This window comes from Streptomyces lanatus (assembly GCF_014655715.1).
GTDB lineage: Bacteria > Actinomycetota > Actinomycetes > Streptomycetales > Streptomycetaceae > Streptomyces > Streptomyces lanatus.
On record NZ_BNBM01000016.1, the window covers coordinates 166,119 to 188,558 of the forward strand.

A 22,440-nucleotide genomic window follows, 5' to 3' on the forward strand; every position below is an offset into this window, starting at 1 on the left:
AAGCGGATGCCGATGCGGATGCGGCGCCGGAAGGGAAAAGGTGTCGCTTTGAACTAGCCGGCGGTTGTCCGCAATGCCGCCGAAAAACTCCGGCCACCAGGGTGAAATCCACGTTCCGGTTGAGGCCGGTGCTGAGTAGTGTGCCTGGTGCACAACTGTGGGATGACGTAACGGGGATGGGCTGGGACACATGGCCGCTGGGTTATTCGAAGGGCAGTATGTGTGGCATCCGGCGGCCGACGACCGCGTGCTGGCGAGTGTATGCGTCGATGTCCGGGCGGGGCGTTATCTGAGCGCCCGTGACGCCCTGGCCGAAACTCGCGGTCGCTTCGGACTGCGGGCCCACCGCTCCCTGGTGCTCGCCTCGGAGGCCGCCGACTCCGACCTCGTCGAGCGCTGGCTGGCGGAGGAGCCAGGGCCCGAGGCCGCGCTGATGTGGGCCCGGGTGGCCGTGCTGCGGGCGCTGCGCGCGGCCGACGCGCGTGACCCGCGCACCGAGGCGCTGGAGCGGATAGCGCTGGCCGCCTGCGACCGGGCGACGGCGGCGGACGCGGCCGACCCCACGCCCTGGGTGGCCAAGCTGGCCATGGCCCGGCTGCACCGGCTGCGCGACCAGGCGCCGCGCGGGCTGCTCACCGCACCGGCAGGCCCCTGGCGCCTGTTCGCGCACGTCCTCTCGCTCGACCCCTGGCACCGCGAGGCCCACCACCGCTTCCTGGCCTCCTTCTTCCCCCGCTACGGCGGCTCCGTGACGGCGGCCTGGGACGTCGCCGCCTTCCTCGGCCAGCGGGCCCCCGCCGACTCACCGCTGCGGCTGCTGCCGCTGGTCGCCCTGGTCGAGTGCTACGACCCCACCCAACTGCTCGCCGACCGCGTCTGGGAGCAGCCGCAGTGGCGCTCGACCGCCCTGGAGATCCACCACGACTGGCTGCCCGCGGCGGCCGACTACCCCTTCACTCCGGTCCTCGACCTGGCCTACCTCGCGCATGCCCTGGTCATGGCCCGGTGCGAGACGCAGGCGCGTGCCGTCTTCACGGCGATGGGCCCCTACGCCTCGCGCATGCCCTGGTCCGCCTTCGGCGATCCGGCCGAACAGCTGTCCAGGGCGCGCCGCGCCTGCGGACTGCCCGTGCCGGCCGTCTGACGGACCACCACCCCCCACCGAGAGAAAGGTCCGGCCCGTGTCACAACGGACAACCCCATCGCGCTCCCGAGCGCACGGGGGAGCGGATCCGAACGCGCTCGACGACGACGCCACCCTGCATGCGATGGGTTATCCGAGAAAACTCACGCGGCGCTTCCAGGCATTCGACAATTTCGCCATCTCGTTCACCATCATCAACATAATCTCGGGAATCTTCTCGGGCTTCGGATTCGGTCTCAACGCGGGCGGCCCGAGCATTCTCGTCCTCGGCTGGATCGGCGTCTCCATCATGGTGCTCTTCGTGGGAGCAGCGATGGCGGAGGTCGCCTCGGCCTATCCGACGAGCGGTGCGCTGTATTTCTCCGCCGGGAAACTCGCCAAACGCCACAAGGGTGCCTGGTCCTGGTACACCGGATGGCTGAACTTCGTGGGCCAGGTCGGCGGCACGGCCGCCACCGGGTACGCCGCCGCGACCTTCATCCAGGCCTTCATCGCCCTGCAGTGGCCCTCGTACGAGGCGAGCGGCCACCGCACGGTGCTGATCACGGCCCTGATCATCGTGCTGCAGGGCCTCGCCAACACCTACACGGTGCAGCTGGTCGCCGTACTGAACCGGATCTCCGTGTGGTGGCTGCTCAGCGGAATCGTGGTGATCGTGAGCGCCTTGATCGTGATTCCCGATCACCATCAGCCGGCTTCGTATGTCACGCATTTCGCGAACAACACCGGTTTCACGAGTGCCCTTTACGGCGGGATGCTCGGTCTGCTGGTCACCAGCTGGACCTTCACCGGCTTCGACGGCAGCTTCCACATGTCCGAGGAAACGGTCCGCGCGACCGTGAACGCGCCGAAGGGGATCACCCGGGCGATCGGATACTCGGCAATCGCGGGACTGCTGCTGATGCTGGCATTGGTCTACAGCATTCGTGACTACGACCGGGTGGCCGGCGCCAACGCGCCACCTGTGCAGATCCTGATCGACGGGCTCGGCGTGGGCACCGCGAAGGTGCTGCTGCTGATCGTGATCGGCGCGATGCTCTTCTGCGGCCTGGCCAATCTCACCAGCAACACCCGGCAGATCTTCGCCTTCTCCCGGGACGGCGCGATGCCGGGTTCGCGCTGGTGGCACTCGGTCTCACCGCGCACCCGTACGCCCGTCAAGGCGGTGTGGCTGGCGGTCGGCTGCTCGCTGACGCTGGTGGTGCCCGGCTGGTGGTCGCACACCGCGTTCACGGCCATCGTCAGCGTCAATGTCGTGGGGCTCTTCCTGGCCTACGCCGTCCCGATCCTGCTCAGGCTGCGGCTCGGCGACGAGTTCCAGCCTGGCCCCTGGCATCTGGGCCGCTGGGGCAGGCCGGTCGGGATCGTCGCGGTGACCTGGATCGTGCTCAGCAGCGTGCTGTTCATGCTGCCGCAGGCCTCGCCGGTGACCGTCGACTCGTTCAACTACGCGCCGGTCGCCCTGGCCGCCGTCCTGGGCGTGGCCACGGTGTGGTGGTTCACCAGCGCCCGCCGCCGCTTCCACGGCCCGGTCAGCTACGGCCGTCCCGACGAGGTCGCCGCGATGGACCTGGTCTGACGATCCGTCATCGGATCTCGGCACGCACGAGGGCCCGGCTCGCTCATCTCGCCCCGCTCGTAAGGGGGTTGGGGCGCGGGCCGGGCCTCGCCCGTGTCAGTGGTCGATACCAATATTCGTAGCCACGCCAGAGGCCGAAGTGCTGGCAGTGACTGCCCTCCGCAGCCATAGTGGGCAAACAGCCGTGCACAGGATCCGCCCGACTCGGACACCTGGGGGTCTTCCGCCCATGAGCAGAGCCGAACAGCCGTCGCGCAGAAGCGTCATCGCCGCCGCGGTCGCCGCGGCCGTCGCAGGAGGCGTGGGCCAGGCGGCCGCCGCCGGTGACGGGGCCGAGTCCGCCGCCGACATCCCGGCCCGCACCGTCGACAACCACGCCTGGACCACGTACCGCGACTGGTGCTCCGGCACGGCGAACGGCACCCGTGCCGTGGCGGGCAGGCGCCCCGGCCTCGTGATCGCCACGCCGGCCGGCACCACCGACTACACGGACCCGCACACCGGCCTGACCGCCACCTGGGAGTACGCGACCTGGACCTCCCCCGACCACCGGCTCGCCGTCCCCGCGACCGAGGCGATCGCCTCCTGGAACGCGCACACCCCCGAGGGCACCTGGCTCCAGATCGAGCTCGCCGGGATCTACTCCGACGGCACCGAGACCCCCTGGTACGTGCTGGGCCGCTGGGCGTCCGGTGACCAGGACATCCGCCGGACCTCCGTCGACGACCAGAGCGACGGCCGCAGCAGCATCTGGACGGACACCTTCGCCATCGACGACCCGGCCACCGGGCTGCGCCTCACCTCCTACCGACTGCGCCTGACCCTCCACCGCAAGCCCGGCACCACCCTCACCCCCAAGGTCTGGCGGGTCGGCGCGATGGGCTCCGACGTCCCCGACCGCTTCACCGTCCCGGCCTCGACCCCCGGTCTCGCCCGCGAGCTGATCGTCCCGCGCTACTCGCAGGAGACCCACGTCGGCCAGTACCCGGAGTACGACAACGGCGGCGAGGCCTGGTGCAGCCCCACCTCCTCGCAGATGATCGTCGAGTACTGGGGGGCGCGGCTCACCCCCGAGCAGCTGGCCTGGGTCGACCCGGCCTTCGCCGATCCGCAGGTCTGCCATGCGGCGCGCTTCTGCTTCGACTACCAGTACGACGGCTGCGGGAACTGGCCGTTCAACGCCGCCTACGCCGCGACCTTCCCGGACCTCCAGGGCGTCATCACCCGGCTCGGCTCGCTCACCGACCTGGAGACGCTGATCGCGGCCGGGCTCCCGGCCATAACGTCCCAGTCCTTCCTGAAGGAGGAGCTGACCGGAGCCGGGTACGGCACCGCCGGGCACCTGATGACGGTGATCGGCTTCACCGCCGACGGCGATGTGATCGCCAACGACCCGAACTCGCCGACCAACACGGCGGTGCGGCGCGTCTACAAGCGGCGCGAATGGGAGAACATCTGGCTGCGGACCAAGCGGTACAACGCCCAGGGCAAGGTCGTCTCCGGCACCGGCGGCGTCTGCTACCTCTACTTCCCGGCGTGTCCGACCCCGCGCCAGCGCGCGGCCCTCGCGGCCGTCGGGGTCCTGTGAGCAACGTCTCCGCCGCAAAGGCCGTATCCGATGGCAAGGTGGGCATATGACCGCGCACTCAGCCACCGCCGCCCGGGCCCGCACCGGCGGGCCCGGGGAAGACGGCCCGAAGATCGTCGAGCATGTCCTGGGGTGGACCCTCGTCGTGGTCGTCGCGATGCTCATCACCCAGCTCGGCCTGCTCTGAGCCGACGCTTCCGGAGGCCCGGACTTTCGAACGAGCGGCCGGTGAAGGTCTGACATACTGCGGATGTCCCGACGCCCGTTGAACAAACAGGGTCTAAATTGAATATCAGTCAACAGCGCGACGCGGCCCGTCCCCGGGCCCGCGGCACCGAACGCTCGGTGGCGCGCCGTGCCGAACTCATCGCCATCGGGCGAAAGCTGTTCGCCGACACGTCGTACGACGCGCTCTCCATGGACGACATCGCCAGGCAGGCCCATGTCGCCAAGGGGCTCATCTACTACTACTTCCAGTCGAAGCGCGGCTATTACCTGGCGATCATCCAGGACTCCGTCGCCGACCTGGTCACGTATGCGGCGAGTGGCGTCGAGATGAAGCCGGTGGACCGGGTCCACCGCACCATCGACAGCTATCTGCGCTACGCCGAGCACAACCAGGCCGCCTACCGCACCATCGTCAGCGGTGGCGTCGGCTTCGACACCGAGGTGCACGCCATCCGGGACGGCGTGCGCGAGGCGATCGTCGCCACCATCGCCGAGGGCGCCTACGGCCGTACCGACATCGGCCCCCTGCCCCGCATGGGCCTGCTCGCCTGGGTGTGCAGCGTCGAGGGCGCCACCCTCGACTGGATAGCCCGCCCCGAACTGCCCCGCGACACCATGCGCGAACTCCTGGTCAAGATGCTCGGCGGCGCCATGCGCTCCATCGAGGAGTTGGACCCCGCCTACCGCGCCCCGGACCCGGCCCGCAGGGACGACTGACCCCTGGCATGCGCATGGGGCGGAGGTCTCGTGGTCCTCCGCCCCAAGCCCCCCGTGGGACCGGCTAGTTGATCGCCTTGATCAGTTCACCGTTCGCCGTGTCCCCGCTCAGCTCCCAGAAGAAGGTTCCGCCCAGGTCCTGCTGGTTCTTGTACGCCATCTTCGTGCCGATGGTCGCGGGGGTGTCGTAACTCCACCACTCGCTCCCGCACTTGGCGTACGCGGTGCCGCCGACCGTCCCCGTCGCCGGGCACTTGGTCTTGAGGACCTTGTAGTCCTCGATGCCCGCCTCGTAGGTGCCGGGTGCCGCTCCGGTCGCCGTGCCGCCGGGGCCGGCCTGGGTCACGCCGGTCCAGCCGCGGCCGTAGAAGCCGACGCCGAGCAGCAGCTTGGACGACGGGATGCCGAGGCCCTTGAGCTTGGCGATGGTCGCCGAGGTGTGGAACTCCGCCTTCGGGATACCGGAGTAGGAGTTCAGCGGCGAGTGCGGAGCCGTCGGGCCGGTCGCGTCCCAGGCGCCGAAGAAGTCGTACGTCATCGGGTTGTACCAGTCGACGTACTGCGCCGCGCCCGCGTAGTCCGCCGCGTCGATCTTGCCGCCGCTCGTGGCGTCGGCCGTGATCGCCGCGGTGACCAGGTTGCCGGAGCCGAACTTGGCGCGCACGGCCGACATCAGGTTCTTGAAGGCGTCCCGGCCGCTGGTGTCACAGGTGGCACCGCAGGCGTTCGGGTACTCCCAGTCGATGTCGATGCCGTCGAAGACATCCGCCCACTTGGAGTTCTCGACCAGGTCGTAGCAGGACTGGGCGAACGCCGCCGGGTTGCGGGCGGCCTCGCCGAAGCCGGTCGACCAGGTCCAGCCGCCGAAGGAGTACAGGACCTTCAGACCCGGGTGCTTCTTCTTCAGCTCACGCAGCTGGTTGAAGGTGCCGCGCAGCGGCTGGTCCCAGGTGTCGGCGACGCCGTCCACGGACTCGGCGGCGGTGTAGGTGCGTTCGGTCGCGGCGTAGGAGTCGCCCATCGCGCACTTGCCGCCGGTGACATTGCCGAAGGCGTAGTTGATGTGGGTCAGCTTGGCCGCCGAGCCCGAGGTCTCGACGTTCTTGACGTAGTACTTGCGGTCGTAGGTGCCCCATTCCGTGAAGTAGCCGACGACCTTGGAGCCGGCGGTCGGTCTCGGCTTGGTGGGGGGATCGGCCATGGCGGTGTCCGCGACGGCGATCAGACCGGCGCCGAGGACGGCCGCGCACACGGCGGACACAAGGGCCCGCAGCCGGATGCGCGGGCGGTGCGAAAGGTGCATCGGGTGTCTCCTCGTGGGGGAGAGGGGATCATGCTCCGATTGGCATGGACGCGCTGATGCGTTGAACGGCACCGTAGAAGGACTAGACCAGTGCGTCAATGGTTCGAACCAATTTTGAAGGGGTCCATGAGGTGTCGGACACTTCTTGAAGTGAGCGGTCGTTAACTGGTGACTGGATGCCTCCGATCGGGCATACTCACAGCGCACAGCCGCTGGTCAGCAGCTTCCGAGACCCGGGAATGCGAGCATCGGCCCGGCACCAGTGAGACCCGGCGCAGCCGCCCCACCCAAGGCGGATGTCCGCCGAAGTGCCCGACAGGGAGGATCGTCGCCATGCCCGACCGCGCCCCGCAGCCGGTGGACCGTCAACTGCCCACGGACGAGGCCCGGGATCTGATCTCGCTCGTCCGCGACATCGCGCAGCGCGAGATCGCCCCGCAGGCGGCCGAGGAGGAGGACGCCGGACGCTTCCCGCGCGAGGTCTTCCGCCTGCTCTCCGAATCCGGACTGCTCGGCCTGCCGTACGACTCCGAATACGGCGGCGGCGACCAGCCGTACGAGGTCTACCTCCAGGTCCTCGAAGAGCTCGCCGCGGTCCGCCTCACCGTCGGCCTCGGCGTCAGCGTGCACACCCTGGCCTCCTACGCGCTGGCCACCTACGGCAGCAAGCAGCAGCAGGTCGAGCACCTCCCCGCGATGCTCGGCGGCGGGCTGCTCGGCGCGTACTGCCTCTCCGAGCCGGCCTCCGGATCCGACGCGGCCTCGCTGCGCACGAAGGCGCTGAGGGACGGCGACGACTGGGTGATCAGCGGCACCAAGGCGTGGATCACCCACGGCGGCATCGCCGACTTCTACACCGTCATGGCCCGCACCGGCGAGGACGGCCCGCGCGGGATCAGCGCCTTCCTGGTGCCCGGTGACGCGGCCGGGCTGAGCGCGGCGGTGCCCGAGAAGAAGATGGGCATGAAGGGATCGCCCACCGCCCAGGTCCACTTCGACGGCGTCCGGGTCGGCGACGACCGGCGGCTCGGCGACGAGGGTCAGGGCTTCGCCATCGCCCTGTCCGCCCTCGACTCCGGCCGGCTCGGCATCGCGGCCTGCGCCATCGGCGTCGCCCAGGCCGCGCTCGACGAGGCGGTGGCGTACGCGACCGAGCGCCGTCAGTTCGGCAAGCCCATCGCCGACTTCCAGGGCCTGCGCTTCATGCTCGCCGACATGGCCACCCAGATCGAGGCGGGCCGCGCCCTGTATCTGGCGGCGGCACGGCTCCGGGACGCGGGCCGGCCGTTCGCCAAGCAGGCGGCGATGGCCAAGCTGCACTGCACCGACACGGCGATGAAGGTCACCACCGACGCCGTCCAGATCCTCGGCGGGTACGGCTACACCGCGGACTTCCCGGCCGAGCGCTATATGCGCGAGGCCAAGGTCCTCCAGATCGTCGAGGGCACCAACCAGATCCAGCGGATGGTCATCGCCCGTCACCTAGCTGGTCCCGAGGGACGCTGAACTGACCGTGCTTGACCGTCGGCGCCGCGAGCCGGATCCACTCCGGGTCGTGGCGCCCGGGCAGGGTGCGGCCCCGGTCGGCCCACATGCGCATGAGATCGCGGTAGATCGGCGGATCCTGGGGCTGTGGGGGAGCCGGCGGCTGAAGCGTTCCTGCGGGCCGGGGAACGAAGACGCGGCGCTGGGGCCCGGTCCCGTAATAGGTGTGGGGCATACCAGGGCAACGCGGAGGTGCTGGGACAAGTCACCGCCGGTCGGAATCGGGCGTGAGTTCACCCGCGTCCGGTTCCCTCTCTGGCCACCCGAGGCCGGCTGACGTACCGTCAGCCCAGCCCGCGTCCAGGGAGGTTTGCCGTGACCGACGACGACCGACCGGTGCCGCTCGACGAGTACCCGGTGCACCAGGTGCCCCTCTCCATGAAGCACGTGGCGACCGGCGACCGGAACGCCTACGACCGCTGCATCTTCCATGTCCTCGACCACCAAGGGCGCGCCCTGCTCATCCTCGGCCTCGGGGTCTACCCGAACCTCGGGGTGATCGACGCCTACGCGACCCTGCGCACGGGGGACACCCTGCACGCCGTACGGGCCTCGGACGCGCTCGGCGAGGACCGGATGCGGCTCGCGGTGGGTCCGCTCAGGATCGAGGTCGAGGAGCCACTGCGCCGGCTGCGCCTCATCGGTGACGACGACTCACTGTCGTACGACCTCACCTGGACCGCCGGCTTCCCGGCCCTGTGGGAACCCCATCACGTCCAGCGGCGTGGCGACCGGCTCACCTTGGAGGGGCGGCGCTTCGTGCAGGCGGGGAGCGTGGAGGGGACGATACGCGTCGCCGGTGAGGAGTTCAGGGTCAGTGAGTGGACCGGGACCCGTGACCGCAGTTGGGGGGTGCGGCCCATACCGGGGGAGGAGGGCGGGCGGCTCGCCGAGGAGCATCCGACCGAGGGCTTCCACTGGATCTGGTGCCCGGTCCGCTTCGAGGACCGGTTCCTGATGGTGATCATCCAGGAGGACGCGGACGGGCACCGCTCGCTGAACGAGGCGACGATGGTCCGTGAGGGGCACCGAGACACCCAACTGGGCTGGCCCCAGGCCGAGATCACCTACCGCCAGGGCACCCGCCACCCCGAACGCGCCCTCATCCACCTCGGCGACCTGCGCAAACCGCAGGAACTGGAGGTGGAGGTCCTCACCTCCTCCCCGCTCGCCCTCGGCGCCGGGTACCCGCCCGCCGACGACTGGCAGCACGGCACCTGGCGCGGCCCCGGCTGGACCGACCGCCGTACCTACGACCTCACCGAGGCGCACCCCCTCGCCGCATACGGCGTCACCGACCACGCGGCGCGGTTCCGCCTGGACGGCCGGATAGGCCACGGGATCTTCGAGCACGGCTCGTTCGGGCGGCACGACCCGAGCGGCTTCGCGGACTTCAAGTCGGTCGCACGGTAGGGGGTTCGGGACATGGCAGCGACGGCACCCCGCCCCCGCACCACCACCCGCGACCCCGAGGAACTCACCCGCCGCCTCACCGCGTGGCTCGGCACCCGGCTGCCCGGCGCGAAGGCGGTCGGCGTCAGCGTCCCCGAGTCCAACGGGCTGTCCAGCGAGACCCTGCTCTTCGAAATCGACCACCCGGAACCCTTCGGCATCGACCACCCCGAACCGCCCGTGCGGGCCTGCGCGTTGCGGCTCGCGGCGGATCCGGCGGCGTACACCGTCTTCCCGGTCTACGACATGCCGCGTCAGTACCGGACGATGCGGCTGGTCGCCGAGCGGTCCGACGTCCCCGTGCCGAAAGTGCTGTGGCTGGAGGAGGACCCCGGCCCGCTGGGGGCGCCCTTCTTCGTCATGGAGCGCGTCGAGGGCCGCGTGCCCCCGGACGTCATGCCGTACACCTACGAGGGCAACTGGCTGCACACGGCGCGCGACGAGGAGCGCGAGCGGCTGGAGGCGGCGACGGTCGGGCTGCTGGCCCGGCTGCACGACCAAGTTCCGGCGGCAGAGGCCGAGTTCCTGGCCCTCCCGGGTGACGGGGACGCACTGCGGCGGCACGTCACGGCCCAACGCGCTTACTACGAATGGGTGGTTGACGGACTCGCGCGTTCACCCCTGATCGAGGACGCCTTCGCACGGCTGGAGGAACTCTGGCCGCGCGAACCGGGCACGCCGGTGCTGAACTGGGGCGACGCGCGGATCGGCAACATCGTCTACGACGGTTTTGAACCCGTGGCCGTCCTGGACTGGGAGATGGCGGCGCTCGCCCCGCGCGAGGTCGACCTCGGCTGGACGGTGTATCTGCACCGCTTCTTCCAGGACCTGACGGTCGCCTTCGGACAGCGCGGGCTGCCGGACTTCCTGCGCCGCGACCGGATCGAGGCCCGCTACGCCGACCTCACCGGCCACACCCCGCGTGACATGGACTTCTACACGCTGTACGCCGCCCTGCGGCACGCCGTCGTCATGCTGCGGATCGCCTACCGCCAGGCCCACTTCGGCGAAGTCGCCGTCCCGGCGGACCCGGACACACTGATCCTGCACCACGGCAGCCTGCGAGCCATGGTGCAGGGCAGCTACTGGAGTTGAGCGAGGCGGCTCAGGCGGCCTGACGGCGCATCTCAGGCACCCGCATGGGGCGCGAGCCCGGCCCGCCGACGTGCGAGAAGGGCTGGGTCCGCCAGTCCAGCCCCTGAGGGAGCGTCAACAGCAGGGCGGTGTCCTGCTCCTGGGGCTCGTCCGACTCGTCCGCGGAGCGGGCCTCGGCGGCCCGGCGGCCCGTACCGGCGCAGACCGTGAGGCCGAACGGGTTCCACGGCGAGGCGCACAGCGCGTGCTCCGGCAGGACGTCCTCGTCCGCCAGGAGAGCGATGGGCTGTGCGCAGTCCGGGCAGATCACCCGGTACATCTCGAAGGTGTCGTACGCGTCGAGCTCGTCGTCCTCCAGGGCGTCGGGTTCGACACCCTCCGGAGCGGGCTCGATGACCGGCTGCTGCCGCTTGGGCGTGGTACGACCAGGGCGCTTAAGACTCTGCATGGGATTCTCCCCCTCGGGCTGGGCCGTGAAGGCACTGCGGCCTCGACCACAGCAAGCACTTCCCGCCTGATCTCGGCGTTAATCACGGGAACATCACGGAGCCTGTTCGAGGCCTGTGGCCTTCGTCACATGCCTCCCGCAGGTGCCCGTCGCGGCCGGTTTGTCCCTCAGGCGGCGCACAGCCGGTGCCCCGCCACATCACAAACCGGGCATGACCTGGGCTGCTGAGGTATCCGATGAGATCAGCCGCACTGTAGGTTCTTGCGCCATGGAGGAGCTGGACCGACAAATCGTGCAGCTGCTCGTCAAGGACGGGCGGATGAGCTACACCGACCTGGGCAAGGCCACCGGCCTGTCCACGTCGGCCGTGCACCAGCGGGTGCGGCGGCTGGAGCAGCGTGGCGTCATTCGCGGCTATGCCGCGGTCGTGGACCCCGAGGCGGTGGGGCTGCCCATGACCGCGTTCATCTCGGTGAAACCCTTCGATCCCAGCGCGCCGGACGACATCGCGGACCGGCTGGCGGACGTTCCCGAGATCGAGGCGTGCCACAGCGTGGCGGGTGACGAGAACTACATCCTCAAGGTGCGGGTGGCCACACCGCACGAGCTGGAGGAGTTGCTGGCCCGGGTGCGGTCGCTGGCGGGGGTTTCCACCCGGACGACGGTGGTTCTGTCCACTCCGTATGAGGCCAGGCCGCCGAAGATCTGAATCGGTGCCCCCTGTCCGGAGGCCCGCGGCCTGAGGCGCGAGACTGTTCCCCATGAGTGACACCTCCGCCCAGCCGCAGACCGTTCTCCTCCGTAGAGGGGAAGTCCACAGTCCCGCCGATCCCTTCGCCACCGCGATGGTCGTGGAGCGCGGGCAGGTCGCCTGGGTCGGGTCCGAAGGGGCCGCCGACGCCTTCGCCGAGGGCGTGGACGAGGTCGTCGATCTGGACGGTGCGCTGGTCACCCCCGCGTTCACCGACGCGCATGTGCACACCACCGCCACGGGCCTCGCCCTGACCGGGCTCGACCTGTCCGGTGCGCCGACCCTGGAAGCGGCGCTCGGTCTGGTACGGGACTTCGCCGGCGCCCGGCCGGACGACCGGGTTCTGCTCGGGCACGGTTGGGACGCCTCCCGCTGGCCCGGCGGGCGTCCGCCGACGCGCGGTGAGCTCGACGAGGCCACCGGTGGGCGGCCGCTGTACCTGTCCCGTATCGACGTCCACTCGGCCGTCGTCAGCACCGCCCTGCTGGACATGGTGCCCGGCGACCTCGGAGCCGTCGACGGTCCGCTCGTCGCCGATGCCCATCACGCCGTACGGGCCGCCGCGCTCGCCTCCATCACGCCCGCCCAGCGCATCGAGGCGCAGCGGGCCGCGCTGGCGCACGCCGCCTCCCTCGGGATCGGCACCGTCCATGAGTGCGGCGGGCCGGACATCTCCTCCGAGGACGACTTCAGCGGGCTGCTCCGGCTGGCCGCCGAGGAGGCCGGCCCGCGGGTCGTCGGCTACTGGGCCGAGCAGGACGTGGCCAAGGCGCGGGAGTTGGGCGCGGTCGGCGCGGCCGGTGATCTCTTCGTCGACGGCGCCCTCGGCTCGCACACCGCCTGTCTGCACCAGCCGTACGCCGACGCCGCCCACACCGGCACCGCCTACCTGGACGCGGCCGACGTCGCCTCCCATGTGGCCGCCTGCACCGAGGCAGGCCTCCAGGCGGGCTTCCACGCGATCGGCGACGCCGCCGTGACCGCCGTGGTGGAGGGCGTGCGCGCCGCCGCAGAGAAGGTCGGCCTCGCTCGGGTCCGGGCCGCCCGGCACCGGGTCGAGCACGCCGAGATGCTCACGCCCGAGTCCGTCGCGGCCTTCGCGGAGCTGGGCCTCACGGCGTCCGTGCAGCCCGCCTTCGACGCGCTGTGGGGCGGTGAGGAGGGCATGTACGCCCAGCGCCTCGGCGGCGAGCGTGCGCGTTCCCTGAACCCCTTCGCGGCCCTGCTGCGGGCCGGGGTCCCGCTGGCCTTCGGATCCGACAGCCCCGTCACACCCCTCGACCCCTGGGGCACGGTCCGCGCCGCCGCCTTCCATCACACGCCCGAGCACCGGGTGTCGGTGCGCGCCGCGTTCACGGCGCACACGCGCGGCGGCTGGCGGGCCGTGGGGCGGGATGACGCCGGGATCCTGGTGCCGGGCGCGCCCGCCGACTACGCCGTGTGGCGCACCGACGAACTGGTGGTCCAGGCCCCCGACGACCGGGTAGCGCGCTGGTCCACCGACCCGCGCTCCGGCACCCCCGGCCTGCCCGACCTGACCCCGGGCCATGACCTCCCGGTCTGCCTCAGCACGGTGGTGGGCGGACGAACGGTCTTCGTACGGCCGGGCGAGTGATCTCCCGGGGTGGCGCGAACTCGATCATCGCGCGGCGCCCCGTCGCGCGACCTGCGCATCCTCTGCGCTGACCAGCGAAGGAGGGGAAAACCCGCAGGTCAAACGGCTGTTGACAGGCGGCGGCCCGGGGCCGGTAGGTTCGGCCGAGTCCACCACCGGACGCCCGACCGGACAACCGAGGAACTTCCGGGAAACCCGTCGCAACGCCGCTGGGTCAGGGACGGTGTGCCGCACCGGGGCACCGCCACTGGGAGCCAGGCTCAGCGCTCGCGCGGCGACGACGGAACTTTCCGGCCGATCGGGGAGGTGTGACCCGGGTGGGGCCCGGGCGCTCAGTAGACAACGGCTTTCGGTCGATCCGCAGCCAGCGGTTCCCAGGTCGGCCCGAAGGGCGCCGGGCCCCCATCCGCAGCATCGGCCAGACCGGCGTACGGTCACGCGAAACCCGCACTTACCCCGCTCTTGTGGAATCGACACCGCCATACGAACGTGCAGTCACGTCAGCGCAGGCAGCGCCCACTAAGGTGGAAGTCTGCGTACAGAAGTGAAGGGGCAGCAGTGAACGACGGCGACGGGGATCTCGCGGCACAGGACCGGGGGAAGCGGTTCGGGCCGCTCGGCACGGCGTTGGTGATCATTCCGACCTATAACGAGGCGGAGAACATCAAGAGCATCGTCGGCCGGGTCCGCAAGGCGGTGCCGGACGCCCATGTGCTGGTGGCCGACGACAACAGCCCCGACGGCACCGGGAAGCTCGCGGACGAACTGGCCGCCGAGGACGACCACGTCCAGGTCCTGCACCGCAAGGGCAAGGAGGGCCTCGGCGCCGCCTACCTCGCGGGCTTCCGCTGGGGCATCGAGCACGACTACGGCGTCCTGATCGAGATGGACGCCGACGGCTCCCACCAGCCCGAGGAACTGCCCCGACTGCTGACCGCCCTCAAGGGCGCCGATCTGGTCCTCGGCTCCCGCTGGGTGCCCGGCGGCCGGGTGGTGAACTGGCCCAAGTCCCGCGAGTTCATCTCCCGCGGCGGCAGCCTGTACTCCCGCGTCGCCCTGGACCTGCCGCTGCGCGACATCACCGGCGGCTACCGCGCCTTCCGCCGCGAGACCCTTCAGGGCCTCGGCCTGGACGACGTGGCCTCCCAGGGCTACTGCTTCCAGGTCGACCTCGCCCGCCGCGCGGTCAAGGCCGGGTACCACGTCGTCGAGGTGCCGATCACCTTCGTCGAGCGCGAACTGGGTGACTCGAAGATGAGCCGCGACATCCTGGTCGAGGCGCTGTGGCGGGTCACCACATGGGGAGCGCAGGAGCGCGTGGGCAAGCTGATGGGGCGCGGCAAGCCGTCGAAGCCGTAGGGCCGCCGCTTATCCCGCTCTGAGCCGGGCCCAGGCACACTGGACGCATGACGACTGGCGCACCGACCCCGACGTATCCCGCCCGGCCCCGGCGCTCCCGGCTGCGCACCTTTCTGCCGCTGGGCATCGCCGCGTGGCTGGTGCTGGAGATCTGGCTGCTGACCGTGGTCGCGGGCGCGACGAGCGGGCTGGTCGTGTTCCTGCTGCTTGTCGCCGGTCTGGTGCTCGGCTCGGTGGTGATCAAGCGGGCGGGCCGGCGGGCGTTCCAGGCGCTGAACGAGGCTCTGCAGCGCGGCGGCACCCCGGCGAGCGGCGGTGGCAACGGGCTGATGATGCTGGGCGGCCTGCTGATCATGCTGCCGGGTCTGGTCTCGGACGCGCTGGGTCTGCTGCTGCTGATCCCGCCGGTCCAGAAGGCCCTGAGCGGTTATGCCGAGCGGACCTTCGAGCGCAAGGTGCGTGAGGCCACCCCCGGTTCACTCGGTGACGCCTTCCAGCAGGCCCGGATGCACCGCCCCGACGGCAAGGTCGTACAGGGCGAGGTCATCAGGCAGGAGCCGGGCGACGAGCCCGAGGAGCCGAGGCCGCCGCTCACCCGCTGATCGCGGGGCTCACTCGCTGATCACGCAGGGCTCACCCGCTGATCACAGGGCGACGATCACAGGGCAACGCACGAAACCGCAGGTGCCGTACGTCACACTGACGTACGGCACCTGCGGTATCGGGTGCGCTTGTTACCGGCTTCCCGCTAGGCGGACTTGCGGCTGTCCCGGGGGTGAACCGCGATGTTCATCGCCCCCGAACGCAGAACGGCGAGACGCTCCTCGAGGACCTCTTCGAGTTCCTCGCGGGTCCGCCGCTCCATCAGCATGTCCCAATGTGTACGCGCGGGCTTGGCCTTCTTCTCCTCAGGGCCGTCGCCGTCCACGAGGAGTGCCTGGGCTCCGCAGACCTTGCACTCCCACTCCGGCGGGATCTCCGCCTCGACCGAGAAGGGCATCTCGAAACGATGCCCCTTCTCGCATGCGTACTCCACGGCCTGGCGCGGGGCCAGGTCGATGCCGCGGTCCGTCTCGTAGCTGGTCACCACGAGGCGCGTGCCGCGAAGAGCTCGCTCACTCATGAATCGTGCCTCCCGGGCTTGTCGCCCACAGGACAGGTGTCGCTGTCGTCGTCATCCGGTCAACGTCCGGTCGGCGGTAAAGATTCCCGTTCCGCGTCACGTTCCGGGTCGTGCGTCGCCGTCGTAGCCGCAGCCTTGCTGACCAATGTCGTACCCACCGGCGCCCGGTTTGTCACATCTGCTAGCAGATGTAACCCAGCGTTTCGGCATCTTTGACGCGCAGTAACGGTACGCCTGGCAGGCCAAACGCGTACACTACCGCCCTTTCGTTCGGAACGCTAAATCGTGGTCGGCACCGGATTGCCCGCGTCGCTGATCGCCCGGCGCACCGGGACCCTCGCGAGCAGGGCGAACCCGATGACGAAGAACGCCACGAGCGAGATGATCGCGTCCCGATAACTCCCGGTCAGCTGGTAGGTGAGCCCGAACAGCAGGGGGCCAAGCCAGCTCATGCCCCGGTCGCTCATCTCGTACGCCGAGAAGTATTCGGCCTCCTTGCCCGGCGGGACCAGATGCGAGAACAGGGACCGGGACAGGGCCTGGCTGCCGCCCAGCACCAGCCCGATTCCGCCCGCCAGCACGAAGAACCACGCGGGCGCCCCGGCCGGCAGGAAGTACCCGACCGCCAGCGTCACCGTCCAGGCGATCAGTGAACCGAGGATCGTCCGTTTCGCCCCGTAGATGCGGGCCAGCCGCCCCATCGCCAGCGCCCCGGCCACCGCCAGGACCTGGACCAGCAGCACGGCGCCGATGAGCGTGGACTGTCCGAGGCCCAGTTCCTCGGAGCCGTAGATCGAGGCCTGGGAGATGACCGTCTGGATGCCGTCGTTGTAGATCAGATAGGCGAGGAGGAAGGCCAGCGTCAGCGGGTGGCGGCGCATGTCGCGGACCGTCGCCGCGAGCTGGCGGAAGCCCATCGCGGTCCGTTCCTTCGCCGCCGGCCGGGTCGAGGAGCGGCGGTCGCGCAGGCGTCGCAGCGGGATCAGCGCGAAGGCGCCCCACCACAGGCCGGCCGAGGCGAGACAGATCCGTACGGCCATGCTCTCGGTGAGCCCGAAGGAGTCGTGTGCCAGGTACAGGACCAGGTTCACGATCAGCATCAGCGAGCCCGACGCATAGCCGAAGGCCCAGCCCCGGGAGGAGACCGCGTCGCGTTCCTCGGGCGGGGCGATCTGCGGGAGGTAGGAGTTGTAGAGCATCATCGCGACCGACTGGGCCGCGTTCGCGACGATCAGCAGGAGACCGCCGAGCAGATAGCGGTCGCCGCCCAGGAAGAACATCGCCGTGGTCGCCGTGGCCCCCACATAGGCGGCGACCGCGAGCAACGGCTTCTTGCGGCCGGAGCGGTCGGCGGCGGCGCCCACGAGCGGCATCACCAGCACGGCCACGATGACCGACAGCGACACCGAATACGCGAAGAACGAGCCCGCGCGCACCGGGATGCCCAGCGGATGGACGAACCCGTCCGCGTCCGCCGCCTCCTCGGCGACCGACGTCAGATACGGGCCCAGGAACACGGTGAGCACGCTGGTCGAGTAGACCGAGCAGGCCCAGTCGTAGAAATACCAGCCGCGTTGCTCGCGGCGGCGCCCGGCGGCGTCGTCCGCCGCCTCCGTCCGCACGGTGTCGGTGCCCACCCCGCGCCCCTCGCTTCCCCGTGATGATCCCGCGCGAGGGCGGAGCGGGCGATGACCGGGTCAGACCCAGACGCCCCGGTCCTCCATGACCTTGCGCAATGTGTCGATGTGATCGGTCATGATGCCATCGACTCCCAGGTCGAGGAGCCGGTGCATCACATCGGGATCATTGATGGTCCACACGTGCACCTGCAGCCCGCGCGCGTGGGCGGCCCGGACGAAGCGCCGGTCCACCACCTGGATGCCGGACTGCGCCTCGGGCACCTGGGCGGCGACGGCCGAACGGCGCAGCGCGGCGGGCACACCCCAGGAGCGCAGCCGGAGATTCAGCACCCCCCGGGTGCCGTACGACGTCGCCAGGCGCGGTCCGGCCAGGCGCTGGGCGCGGATCACACGGGCCTCGGAGAAGGAGCCGACGCAGACGCGGTCCCAGGCGTCCATGCGCTCGATGAGCTCAAGGAAGGGGTGCAGGGCCGGCTCCGCCTTGAGGTCGACGTTCCAGCGCACCTCGGGGAAGGTCTCCAGGAGCTCCTCGAAGAGGGGCACCGGCTCGTTGCCCGCCACGCGCGCGTGGCTCACGTCGTCCCACAGCAGGTCGGCGATCCGGCCCGCCCCGTCCGTGACCCGGTCCAACGTCGAGTCGTGGAAGGCGACCAGCTTGCCGTCGCGCGTGGAGTGGACGTCGGTCTCGATGTACCGGTAGCCCATGTCGACCGCGCGCCGGAACTGCAGCACGGTGTTCTCCAGGCCGTCGGCCGCCCCGCCCCGATGGGCGAACGGGATCGGGCCCGGGTGGTCGAGATACGGATGGCGTATGCGCGTGGTGCTCACGGACGCAGTATCGCTCCCCGGGGTTGCCCCGTGGCAACGACCGTGCTGCCGTCCGATGCCGACGGGACGGCGAACACGCGCAGGAACACCTGGGCGAGCGGGCCGATGGACACCGCGTAGAGGACGGTGCCGATGCCGACGGTGCCGCCCAGGGCGAAGCCAGTCACGACCACCGCGATCTCCACGGCCGTGCGCATCAGGCGGATCGAGCGGCCGGTGCGCTTGTGCAGACCGGTCATCAGGCCGTCCCGGGGGCCGGGGCCGAAGCGGGCGGCGATATAGAGCCCCGTGGCCACGCCGTTGAGCACGATGCCCGCCAGGAGGAGCGGGATCCGTACGGCCAGGGTGTGGGCCTCGGGGAGCAGGGCGAGCGTGCCGTCCATGGCGATGCCGACCACGAAGACATTGGAGACGGTGCCGAGGCCGGGGCGCTGGCGCAACGGGATCCACAGGAGCAGTACGGCCGCGCCGATGAAGATCGAGACGACGCCGATCGTGAGGCCGCTGAGCTCGGCCAGGCCCTGGTGCAGCACGTTCCAGGGCTCCAGGCCGAGGCCCGCCTCGACGAGTATCGCCGAGCTGGCGCCGTAGAGCGCGAGCCCGATGTAGAGCTGTGCCAGCCGCCGTATGAGATGCCCCTGCGTGAGCCGTTGTGCGAGACGCCCCTGCGTGGACAAGACGTGCCCCCCTGTGGTGGTAGTGGCCTGATGCATGACACCCTGTGGCTTGGGATGCAATGCTCTCCATGGCCAATTCGGAGAAGGTGGACTGGAAATCATGCCGCAGTGGACTTCCGCGGTGGGTGCCGCGCAGCTCGCCCGACTCCTTACCTCCCAGCAGGACCGCCCCGCCGGGCCCGGCAGCAAACGCCCGCCCGCGTACCGGGCGTTGGCCGATGGCATCCGGCTGCTCGTCCTGGAGGGCCGCGTTCCGGTCGCCGCGCGGCTGCCCGCCGAGCGGGAACTGGCCCTCGCGCTCTCCGTGAGCCGTACGACCGTGGCGGCGGCCTATGAGGCGCTGCGCAGTGAGGGATTCCTGGAGTCCCGGCGCGGAGCCGGCAGCTGGACCGCCGTACCGGCCGGGAACCCGCTGCCCGCGCGGGGTCTCGAACCGCTGCCGCCCGAGGCGCTCGGCTCCATCATCGACCTGGGCTGCGCGGCCCTGCCCGCACCCGAGCCATGGCTCACCCGTGCCGTCCAGGGCGCCCTTGAGGAACTGCCGCCGTACGCCCACACCCACGGCGACTACCCGGCCGGGCTGCCCGCGCTGCGGTCGATGATCGCCGAGCGGTACACGGAGCGCGGGATTCCGACCATGCCCGAGCAGATCATGGTGACCACCGGGGCGATGGGCGCGATCGATGCGATCTGCCATCTGTTCGCCGGGCGCGGTGAGCGGATCGCGGTGGAGTCGCCGTCGTACGCCAACATCCTTCAGCTGATGCGGGAGGCGGGGGCGCGGCTGGTGCCCGTCGCCATGGCCGACGGGCTGGCCGGATGGGACATGGACCGCTGGCGGCAGGTGCTGCGGGAGGCCGCGCCGCGGATCGCCTATGTCGTGGCCGACTTCCACAATCCGACCGGGGCGCTGGCCGACGAGGACCAGCGGCGGCGGCTGGTGGACACGGCGCGCTCCGCGGGGACGGTGCTCGTCGCCGACGAGACGATGAGCGAGCTGTGGCTGGATCCGGACCTCGAAATGCCGCGGCCCGTCTGCGCCTTCGACCCCGCCGGGTCGACCGTGATCACCGTCGGGTCCGCCAGCAAGGCCTTCTGGGCGGGGATGCGGATCGGGTGGGTGCGGGCGGCTCCGGATGTGATCCGCAGCCTTGTCGCCGCGCGCGCCTACGCCGATCTGGGGACGCCGGTTCTTGAACAGCTGGCCGTGAACTGGCTGTTCGGCACCGGGGGTTGGGAGCAGGCCGTGGACATGCGGCGGGGGCAGGCGCGGGAGAACCGGGACGCGCTTGTTGCTGCCGTGCGGCGGGAGTTGCCGGGGTGGGAGTTCGAGGTGCCTCGGGGTGGATTGACGTTGTGGGTGCGGACCGGGGGGCTTTCGGGGTCGCGGCTCGCGGAAGTGGGGGAGCGGGTGGGGGTTCGGGTGCCGTCGGGGCCTCGGTTCGGGGTGGACGGGGCCTTTGAGGGGTATGTGCGGTTGCCGTTCACCGTGGGGGGTGCGGTGGCGGAGGAGGCCGCGGTGCGGCTGGCTGCGGCGGGGCGGTTGGTGGAGAGCGGGGTTTCGGGGAACGGGGAGTCTGGGCGGGCGTTTGTGGCGTGAGTGCCGTAGGGGTTCGGTGGGGTGGGGAGGCTTACCCGCGCTCGCGGGGTGCCGCCCTCTTTGGGATGTGCGCCGCCCCAGCGGCACGACTGCCCGCAGCTGGGGCGATTACGGCTACGACGTCTCCGCCGCCACAGCCTTCGCCGGCATCGGCTCCGGCTTCTCCAACGTCTCCAAGTCCGGCATCGGCTCCGCCTCCACCGGCGTCGTCCGCTCCGGCAGTAGTTCCACTACCGCCTGCCTATGCGCGTCGCTCGTCGCGTCGTCGTACGGGTCCGGGGTCGCCGGGACCTGGAGGCGGTGGACCGGGCCGGTGCCGAGGCGGGCGTAGCCGCGGCCGGGTGGGACGTCGGCGACCGGGGTGGTGTGCGGGGGAGCGCCCAGGACCGACTCCAGTTGCCGGGCCGTCGCCGGGCCGAGCACGACACGCGCGCGTGTGTGCTGTCGTACGGCGTCGGACAGGGCGTCCAGAGCGTCCCACTGCTCGGCGACAACCACGGTGACGTTTGCCGCGCGGCCGTGTCGGAGGGGGACCTGGAGCAGGGACTGCGGGTCTCGGCGGCCGTCCCCGGCGGCGAGGTGGGTGAAGACCGTCGGGCGGTCCAGCAGGACCCACAGCGGACGCTTGGTGTCGTCCGGCGGTGGGTTGCCGGCCTGGCGGGCCCGGTTGATGGCGATCAGGCGCCGTTCCGTCTCCGTCGCGGCCCACTCCAGGCTGGCGATCGCCCCGGCCAGCCCGCACTCGACGGCAAGGACGCCGTCCCGGCCGGTGAGGCAGGCGTACTCGCCGGTGCTGCCGCCCTCGACGATGACCACATCGCCGTACTGAAGGGCCTGGAGTGCGATGGAGCGCAGGAGGGTCGAGGTGCCGCTGCCCGGCTGGCCCATGACCAGCAGGTGCGGCTCGGTGGAGCGGATGCCGGTGCGCCAGACGACCGGGGGCACGTCACGCTGGTCCTCGCCGTGGGTGAGAGGCAGCGTGCGCTGGGTGCGGCTGGGGTCGGTGAAGCCCAGGACCGTCTCGCCGGGGGCCGTGACGAAGCGCTGGGCGGCGATGTCGGTGGGCAGCGGGGCGAGGACGGTGACGGTGAGTTCGTTGCCCTCCTCGTCCCAGTCGAAGTGGTACTCCCGGCCGCGGCCCGACTTCGTGGTCAGCAGATGCTCGATGCGCGCACGGGCCTGCGCCTCGCCGTCGGTGAAGTAGGCGGGGTAGTGGATCAGCAGACGGCCGATCCGTCCCGTGGCATCGAACTCGAACTCCGGGAAGGCCTTCTGCCACTCGCCGCCATGGGAGTACAGCGGCGAGGGGTCGTCGGCCGTCGAGAAGTACGGGACCAGCGCCTCGTACAGCGACCTCAGCCGCTCCAGCTGGGACTCGTCGGGCCCCTCGGGTGCCGCAGGCTTGCGGTCCCGGCCCTGCCAGGCTGCCGCCGCCATCAGGGTGATGACGGCGAGCAGCGGCCCGTACGGAATGAGCGCCACGACCAGGATCACCGAGGCCACCATGAACAGCAGCGGGCCGCGCCTGTCCTTGGGGGTCTCGGCCCATCTGCGCCGCCCGGCCGCGGCCAGCCGGCGCAGACCACGGGTGATCGTGATCAGTGGATGGAGGACGTCGGAGGCGCTGTCGCCCGCCGTCCGGGCCAGCTCCCGGCTCCGGGCGAACTGCGTCCGGGCCAGCTCCCGGCTCCGGGCGAACTGCGCGCTGCCTGTGCTCAGGATGCGGGGGAGGGGGCGGCGGGCCACTG

Annotated in this window: 21 protein-coding genes; 13 read left to right on the plus strand and 8 right to left on the minus strand. The window is 70.8% G+C overall.

The genetic code is table 11. The annotated features are described in order from the left end of the window. The first annotated feature begins 190 nt into the window (after positions 1–190). The 5 genes from IE325_RS34080 to IE325_RS34100 all read left to right on the plus strand — a co-directional run bounded on the left by IE325_RS34080 (position 191) and on the right by IE325_RS34100 (position 5,256). Positions 191–1,144 (plus strand): hypothetical protein, encoded by a 954-nt coding sequence (locus IE325_RS34080; protein WP_190073981.1) that lies wholly within the window; start codon positions 191–193, stop codon positions 1,142–1,144. Between the two features lie 124 nt (positions 1,145–1,268). Continuing rightward, positions 1,269–2,723: an amino acid permease gene (locus IE325_RS34085; protein ID WP_373315267.1), complete on the plus strand. Its 1,455-nt coding sequence runs from the start codon at positions 1,269–1,271 to the stop codon at positions 2,721–2,723. A gap of 229 nt (positions 2,724–2,952) precedes the next feature. Further along, complete coding sequence (locus tag IE325_RS34090) at positions 2,953–4,311, plus strand: C39 family peptidase (protein WP_190073983.1); 1,359 nt, start codon at positions 2,953–2,955, stop codon at positions 4,309–4,311. A gap of 46 nt (positions 4,312–4,357) precedes the next feature. After that, positions 4,358–4,498, plus strand: a complete 141-nt coding sequence (locus IE325_RS34095) for an SCO1431 family membrane protein (RefSeq protein WP_190073984.1) — start codon at positions 4,358–4,360, stop codon at positions 4,496–4,498. Positions 4,499–4,596: 98 nt separating this feature from the next. Then, positions 4,597–5,256 (plus strand): TetR/AcrR family transcriptional regulator, encoded by a 660-nt coding sequence (locus tag IE325_RS34100; RefSeq protein ID WP_190073985.1) that lies wholly within the window; start codon positions 4,597–4,599, stop codon positions 5,254–5,256. A gap of 64 nt (positions 5,257–5,320) precedes the next feature. Here IE325_RS34100 and IE325_RS34105 read toward each other — a convergent pair whose 3' ends face one another. Next, positions 5,321–6,559, minus strand: coding sequence for a glycoside hydrolase family 18 protein (locus IE325_RS34105; protein ID WP_190073986.1), 1,239 nt, complete (start codon positions 6,557–6,559; stop codon positions 5,321–5,323). Positions 6,560–6,892: 333 nt separating this feature from the next. Here IE325_RS34105 and IE325_RS34110 point away from each other — a divergent pair, with 333 nt between their 5' ends. Further along, complete coding sequence (locus IE325_RS34110; RefSeq protein ID WP_190073987.1) at positions 6,893–8,065, plus strand: acyl-CoA dehydrogenase family protein; 1,173 nt, start codon at positions 6,893–6,895, stop codon at positions 8,063–8,065. Here IE325_RS34110 and IE325_RS46320 read toward each other — a convergent pair. Then, entirely contained in the window at positions 8,028–8,279 is a 252-nt protein-coding gene (locus IE325_RS46320) for a hypothetical protein (protein ID WP_229912193.1), read from the minus strand. The two genes, IE325_RS34110 and IE325_RS46320, sit on opposite strands and share 38 nt — an antisense overlap. A 140-nt stretch (positions 8,280–8,419) precedes the next feature. On the opposite strand from IE325_RS46320, the gene IE325_RS34115 reads away from it, so the two are divergent. Continuing rightward, positions 8,420–9,517, plus strand: a complete 1,098-nt coding sequence (locus tag IE325_RS34115) for an Rv3169 family protein (protein ID WP_491590972.1) — start codon at positions 8,420–8,422, stop codon at positions 9,515–9,517. Positions 9,518–9,529: 12 nt separating this feature from the next. Next, complete coding sequence (locus IE325_RS34120) at positions 9,530–10,651, plus strand: phosphotransferase family protein (RefSeq protein ID WP_190073988.1); 1,122 nt, start codon at positions 9,530–9,532, stop codon at positions 10,649–10,651. 10 nt (positions 10,652–10,661) lie between these two features. On the opposite strand, the gene IE325_RS34125 is transcribed toward IE325_RS34120, so the two are convergent. Further along, positions 10,662–11,099, minus strand: coding sequence for a hypothetical protein (locus IE325_RS34125; RefSeq protein ID WP_190073989.1), 438 nt, complete (start codon positions 11,097–11,099; stop codon positions 10,662–10,664). 268 nt (positions 11,100–11,367) lie between these two features. Here IE325_RS34125 and IE325_RS34130 point away from each other — a divergent pair, with 268 nt between their 5' ends. From IE325_RS34130 to fxsA, 4 genes are all read left to right on the plus strand, one after another. After that, the gene (locus tag IE325_RS34130) at positions 11,368–11,808 is read left to right on the plus strand and encodes an Lrp/AsnC family transcriptional regulator (RefSeq protein ID WP_190073990.1); all 441 of its coding nucleotides are present in this window, start codon (positions 11,368–11,370) and stop codon (positions 11,806–11,808) included. A 52-nt stretch (positions 11,809–11,860) separates the two neighbouring features. Continuing rightward, a complete protein-coding gene (locus IE325_RS34135; RefSeq protein ID WP_190073991.1) occupies positions 11,861–13,465 on the plus strand; it encodes an amidohydrolase in 1,605 nt (534 codons plus the stop codon). A gap of 558 nt (positions 13,466–14,023) precedes the next feature. Then, the gene (locus IE325_RS34140) at positions 14,024–14,824 is read left to right on the plus strand and encodes a polyprenol monophosphomannose synthase (protein ID WP_190073992.1); all 801 of its coding nucleotides are present in this window, start codon (positions 14,024–14,026) and stop codon (positions 14,822–14,824) included. Positions 14,825–14,871: 47 nt separating this feature from the next. Next, positions 14,872–15,426, plus strand: coding sequence for an FxsA family membrane protein (fxsA, locus tag IE325_RS34145; RefSeq protein ID WP_190073993.1), 555 nt, complete (start codon positions 14,872–14,874; stop codon positions 15,424–15,426). A 146-nt stretch (positions 15,427–15,572) separates the two neighbouring features. On the opposite strand, the gene IE325_RS34150 is transcribed toward fxsA, so the two are convergent. The 4 genes from IE325_RS34150 to yczE form a co-directional block, all read right to left on the minus strand. Continuing rightward, the gene (locus IE325_RS34150; protein WP_003977404.1) at positions 15,573–15,947 is read right to left on the minus strand and encodes an RNA polymerase-binding protein RbpA; all 375 of its coding nucleotides are present in this window, start codon (positions 15,945–15,947) and stop codon (positions 15,573–15,575) included. A gap of 278 nt (positions 15,948–16,225) precedes the next feature. Then, a complete protein-coding gene (locus IE325_RS34155; RefSeq protein ID WP_190073994.1) occupies positions 16,226–17,584 on the minus strand; it encodes an MFS transporter in 1,359 nt (452 codons plus the stop codon). Positions 17,585–17,644: 60 nt separating this feature from the next. Continuing rightward, positions 17,645–18,415, minus strand: a complete 771-nt coding sequence (locus IE325_RS34160) for a glycerophosphodiester phosphodiesterase family protein (protein ID WP_190073995.1) — start codon at positions 18,413–18,415, stop codon at positions 17,645–17,647. Further along, on the minus strand, positions 18,412–19,128 hold the full coding sequence (gene yczE, locus IE325_RS34165) for a membrane protein YczE (protein WP_190073996.1): 717 nt from the start codon (positions 19,126–19,128) through the stop codon (positions 18,412–18,414). The genes IE325_RS34160 and yczE overlap by 4 nt, the downstream gene beginning before the upstream one ends. A gap of 64 nt (positions 19,129–19,192) precedes the next feature. Between yczE and IE325_RS34170 the strand changes: the two genes are divergently transcribed. Then, the gene (locus IE325_RS34170) at positions 19,193–20,692 is read left to right on the plus strand and encodes an SCO1417 family PLP biosynthesis transcription factor (RefSeq protein ID WP_190073997.1); all 1,500 of its coding nucleotides are present in this window, start codon (positions 19,193–19,195) and stop codon (positions 20,690–20,692) included. A gap of 114 nt (positions 20,693–20,806) precedes the next feature. Here the strand turns inward: IE325_RS34170 and IE325_RS34175 are convergent, their stop codons facing one another. Next, positions 20,807–22,438, minus strand: a complete 1,632-nt coding sequence (locus tag IE325_RS34175) for an ATP-binding cassette domain-containing protein (protein ID WP_190073998.1) — start codon at positions 22,436–22,438, stop codon at positions 20,807–20,809. Positions 22,439–22,440 lie beyond the last annotated feature (2 nt).

Coding starts and splice junctions, on each gene's coding strand:
- IE325_RS46320 (WP_229912193.1), bottom strand. CDS start 8,279: ATGCCCCACACCTATTACGGGACCGGGCCCCAGCGCCGCGTCTTCGTT.
- IE325_RS34125 (WP_190073989.1), bottom strand. CDS start 11,099: ATGCAGAGTCTTAAGCGCCCTGGTCGTACCACGCCCAAGCGGCAGCAG.
- IE325_RS34135 (WP_190073991.1), top strand. CDS start 11,861: ATGAGTGACACCTCCGCCCAGCCGCAGACCGTTCTCCTCCGTAGAGGG.
- IE325_RS34080 (WP_190073981.1), top strand. CDS start 191: ATGGCCGCTGGGTTATTCGAAGGGCAGTATGTGTGGCATCCGGCGGCC.
- IE325_RS34095 (WP_190073984.1), top strand. CDS start 4,358: ATGACCGCGCACTCAGCCACCGCCGCCCGGGCCCGCACCGGCGGGCCC.
- yczE (WP_190073996.1), bottom strand. CDS start 19,128: ATGCATCAGGCCACTACCACCACAGGGGGGCACGTCTTGTCCACGCAG.
- IE325_RS34105 (WP_190073986.1), bottom strand. CDS start 6,559: ATGCACCTTTCGCACCGCCCGCGCATCCGGCTGCGGGCCCTTGTGTCC.
- IE325_RS34120 (WP_190073988.1), top strand. CDS start 9,530: ATGGCAGCGACGGCACCCCGCCCCCGCACCACCACCCGCGACCCCGAG.
- IE325_RS34170 (WP_190073997.1), top strand. CDS start 19,193: ATGCCGCAGTGGACTTCCGCGGTGGGTGCCGCGCAGCTCGCCCGACTC.
- IE325_RS34085 (WP_373315267.1), top strand. CDS start 1,269: ATGGGTTATCCGAGAAAACTCACGCGGCGCTTCCAGGCATTCGACAAT.
- IE325_RS34110 (WP_190073987.1), top strand. CDS start 6,893: ATGCCCGACCGCGCCCCGCAGCCGGTGGACCGTCAACTGCCCACGGAC.
- IE325_RS34150 (WP_003977404.1), bottom strand. CDS start 15,947: ATGAGTGAGCGAGCTCTTCGCGGCACGCGCCTCGTGGTGACCAGCTAC.
- IE325_RS34130 (WP_190073990.1), top strand. CDS start 11,368: ATGGAGGAGCTGGACCGACAAATCGTGCAGCTGCTCGTCAAGGACGGG.
- fxsA (WP_190073993.1), top strand. CDS start 14,872: ATGACGACTGGCGCACCGACCCCGACGTATCCCGCCCGGCCCCGGCGC.
- IE325_RS34090 (WP_190073983.1), top strand. CDS start 2,953: ATGAGCAGAGCCGAACAGCCGTCGCGCAGAAGCGTCATCGCCGCCGCG.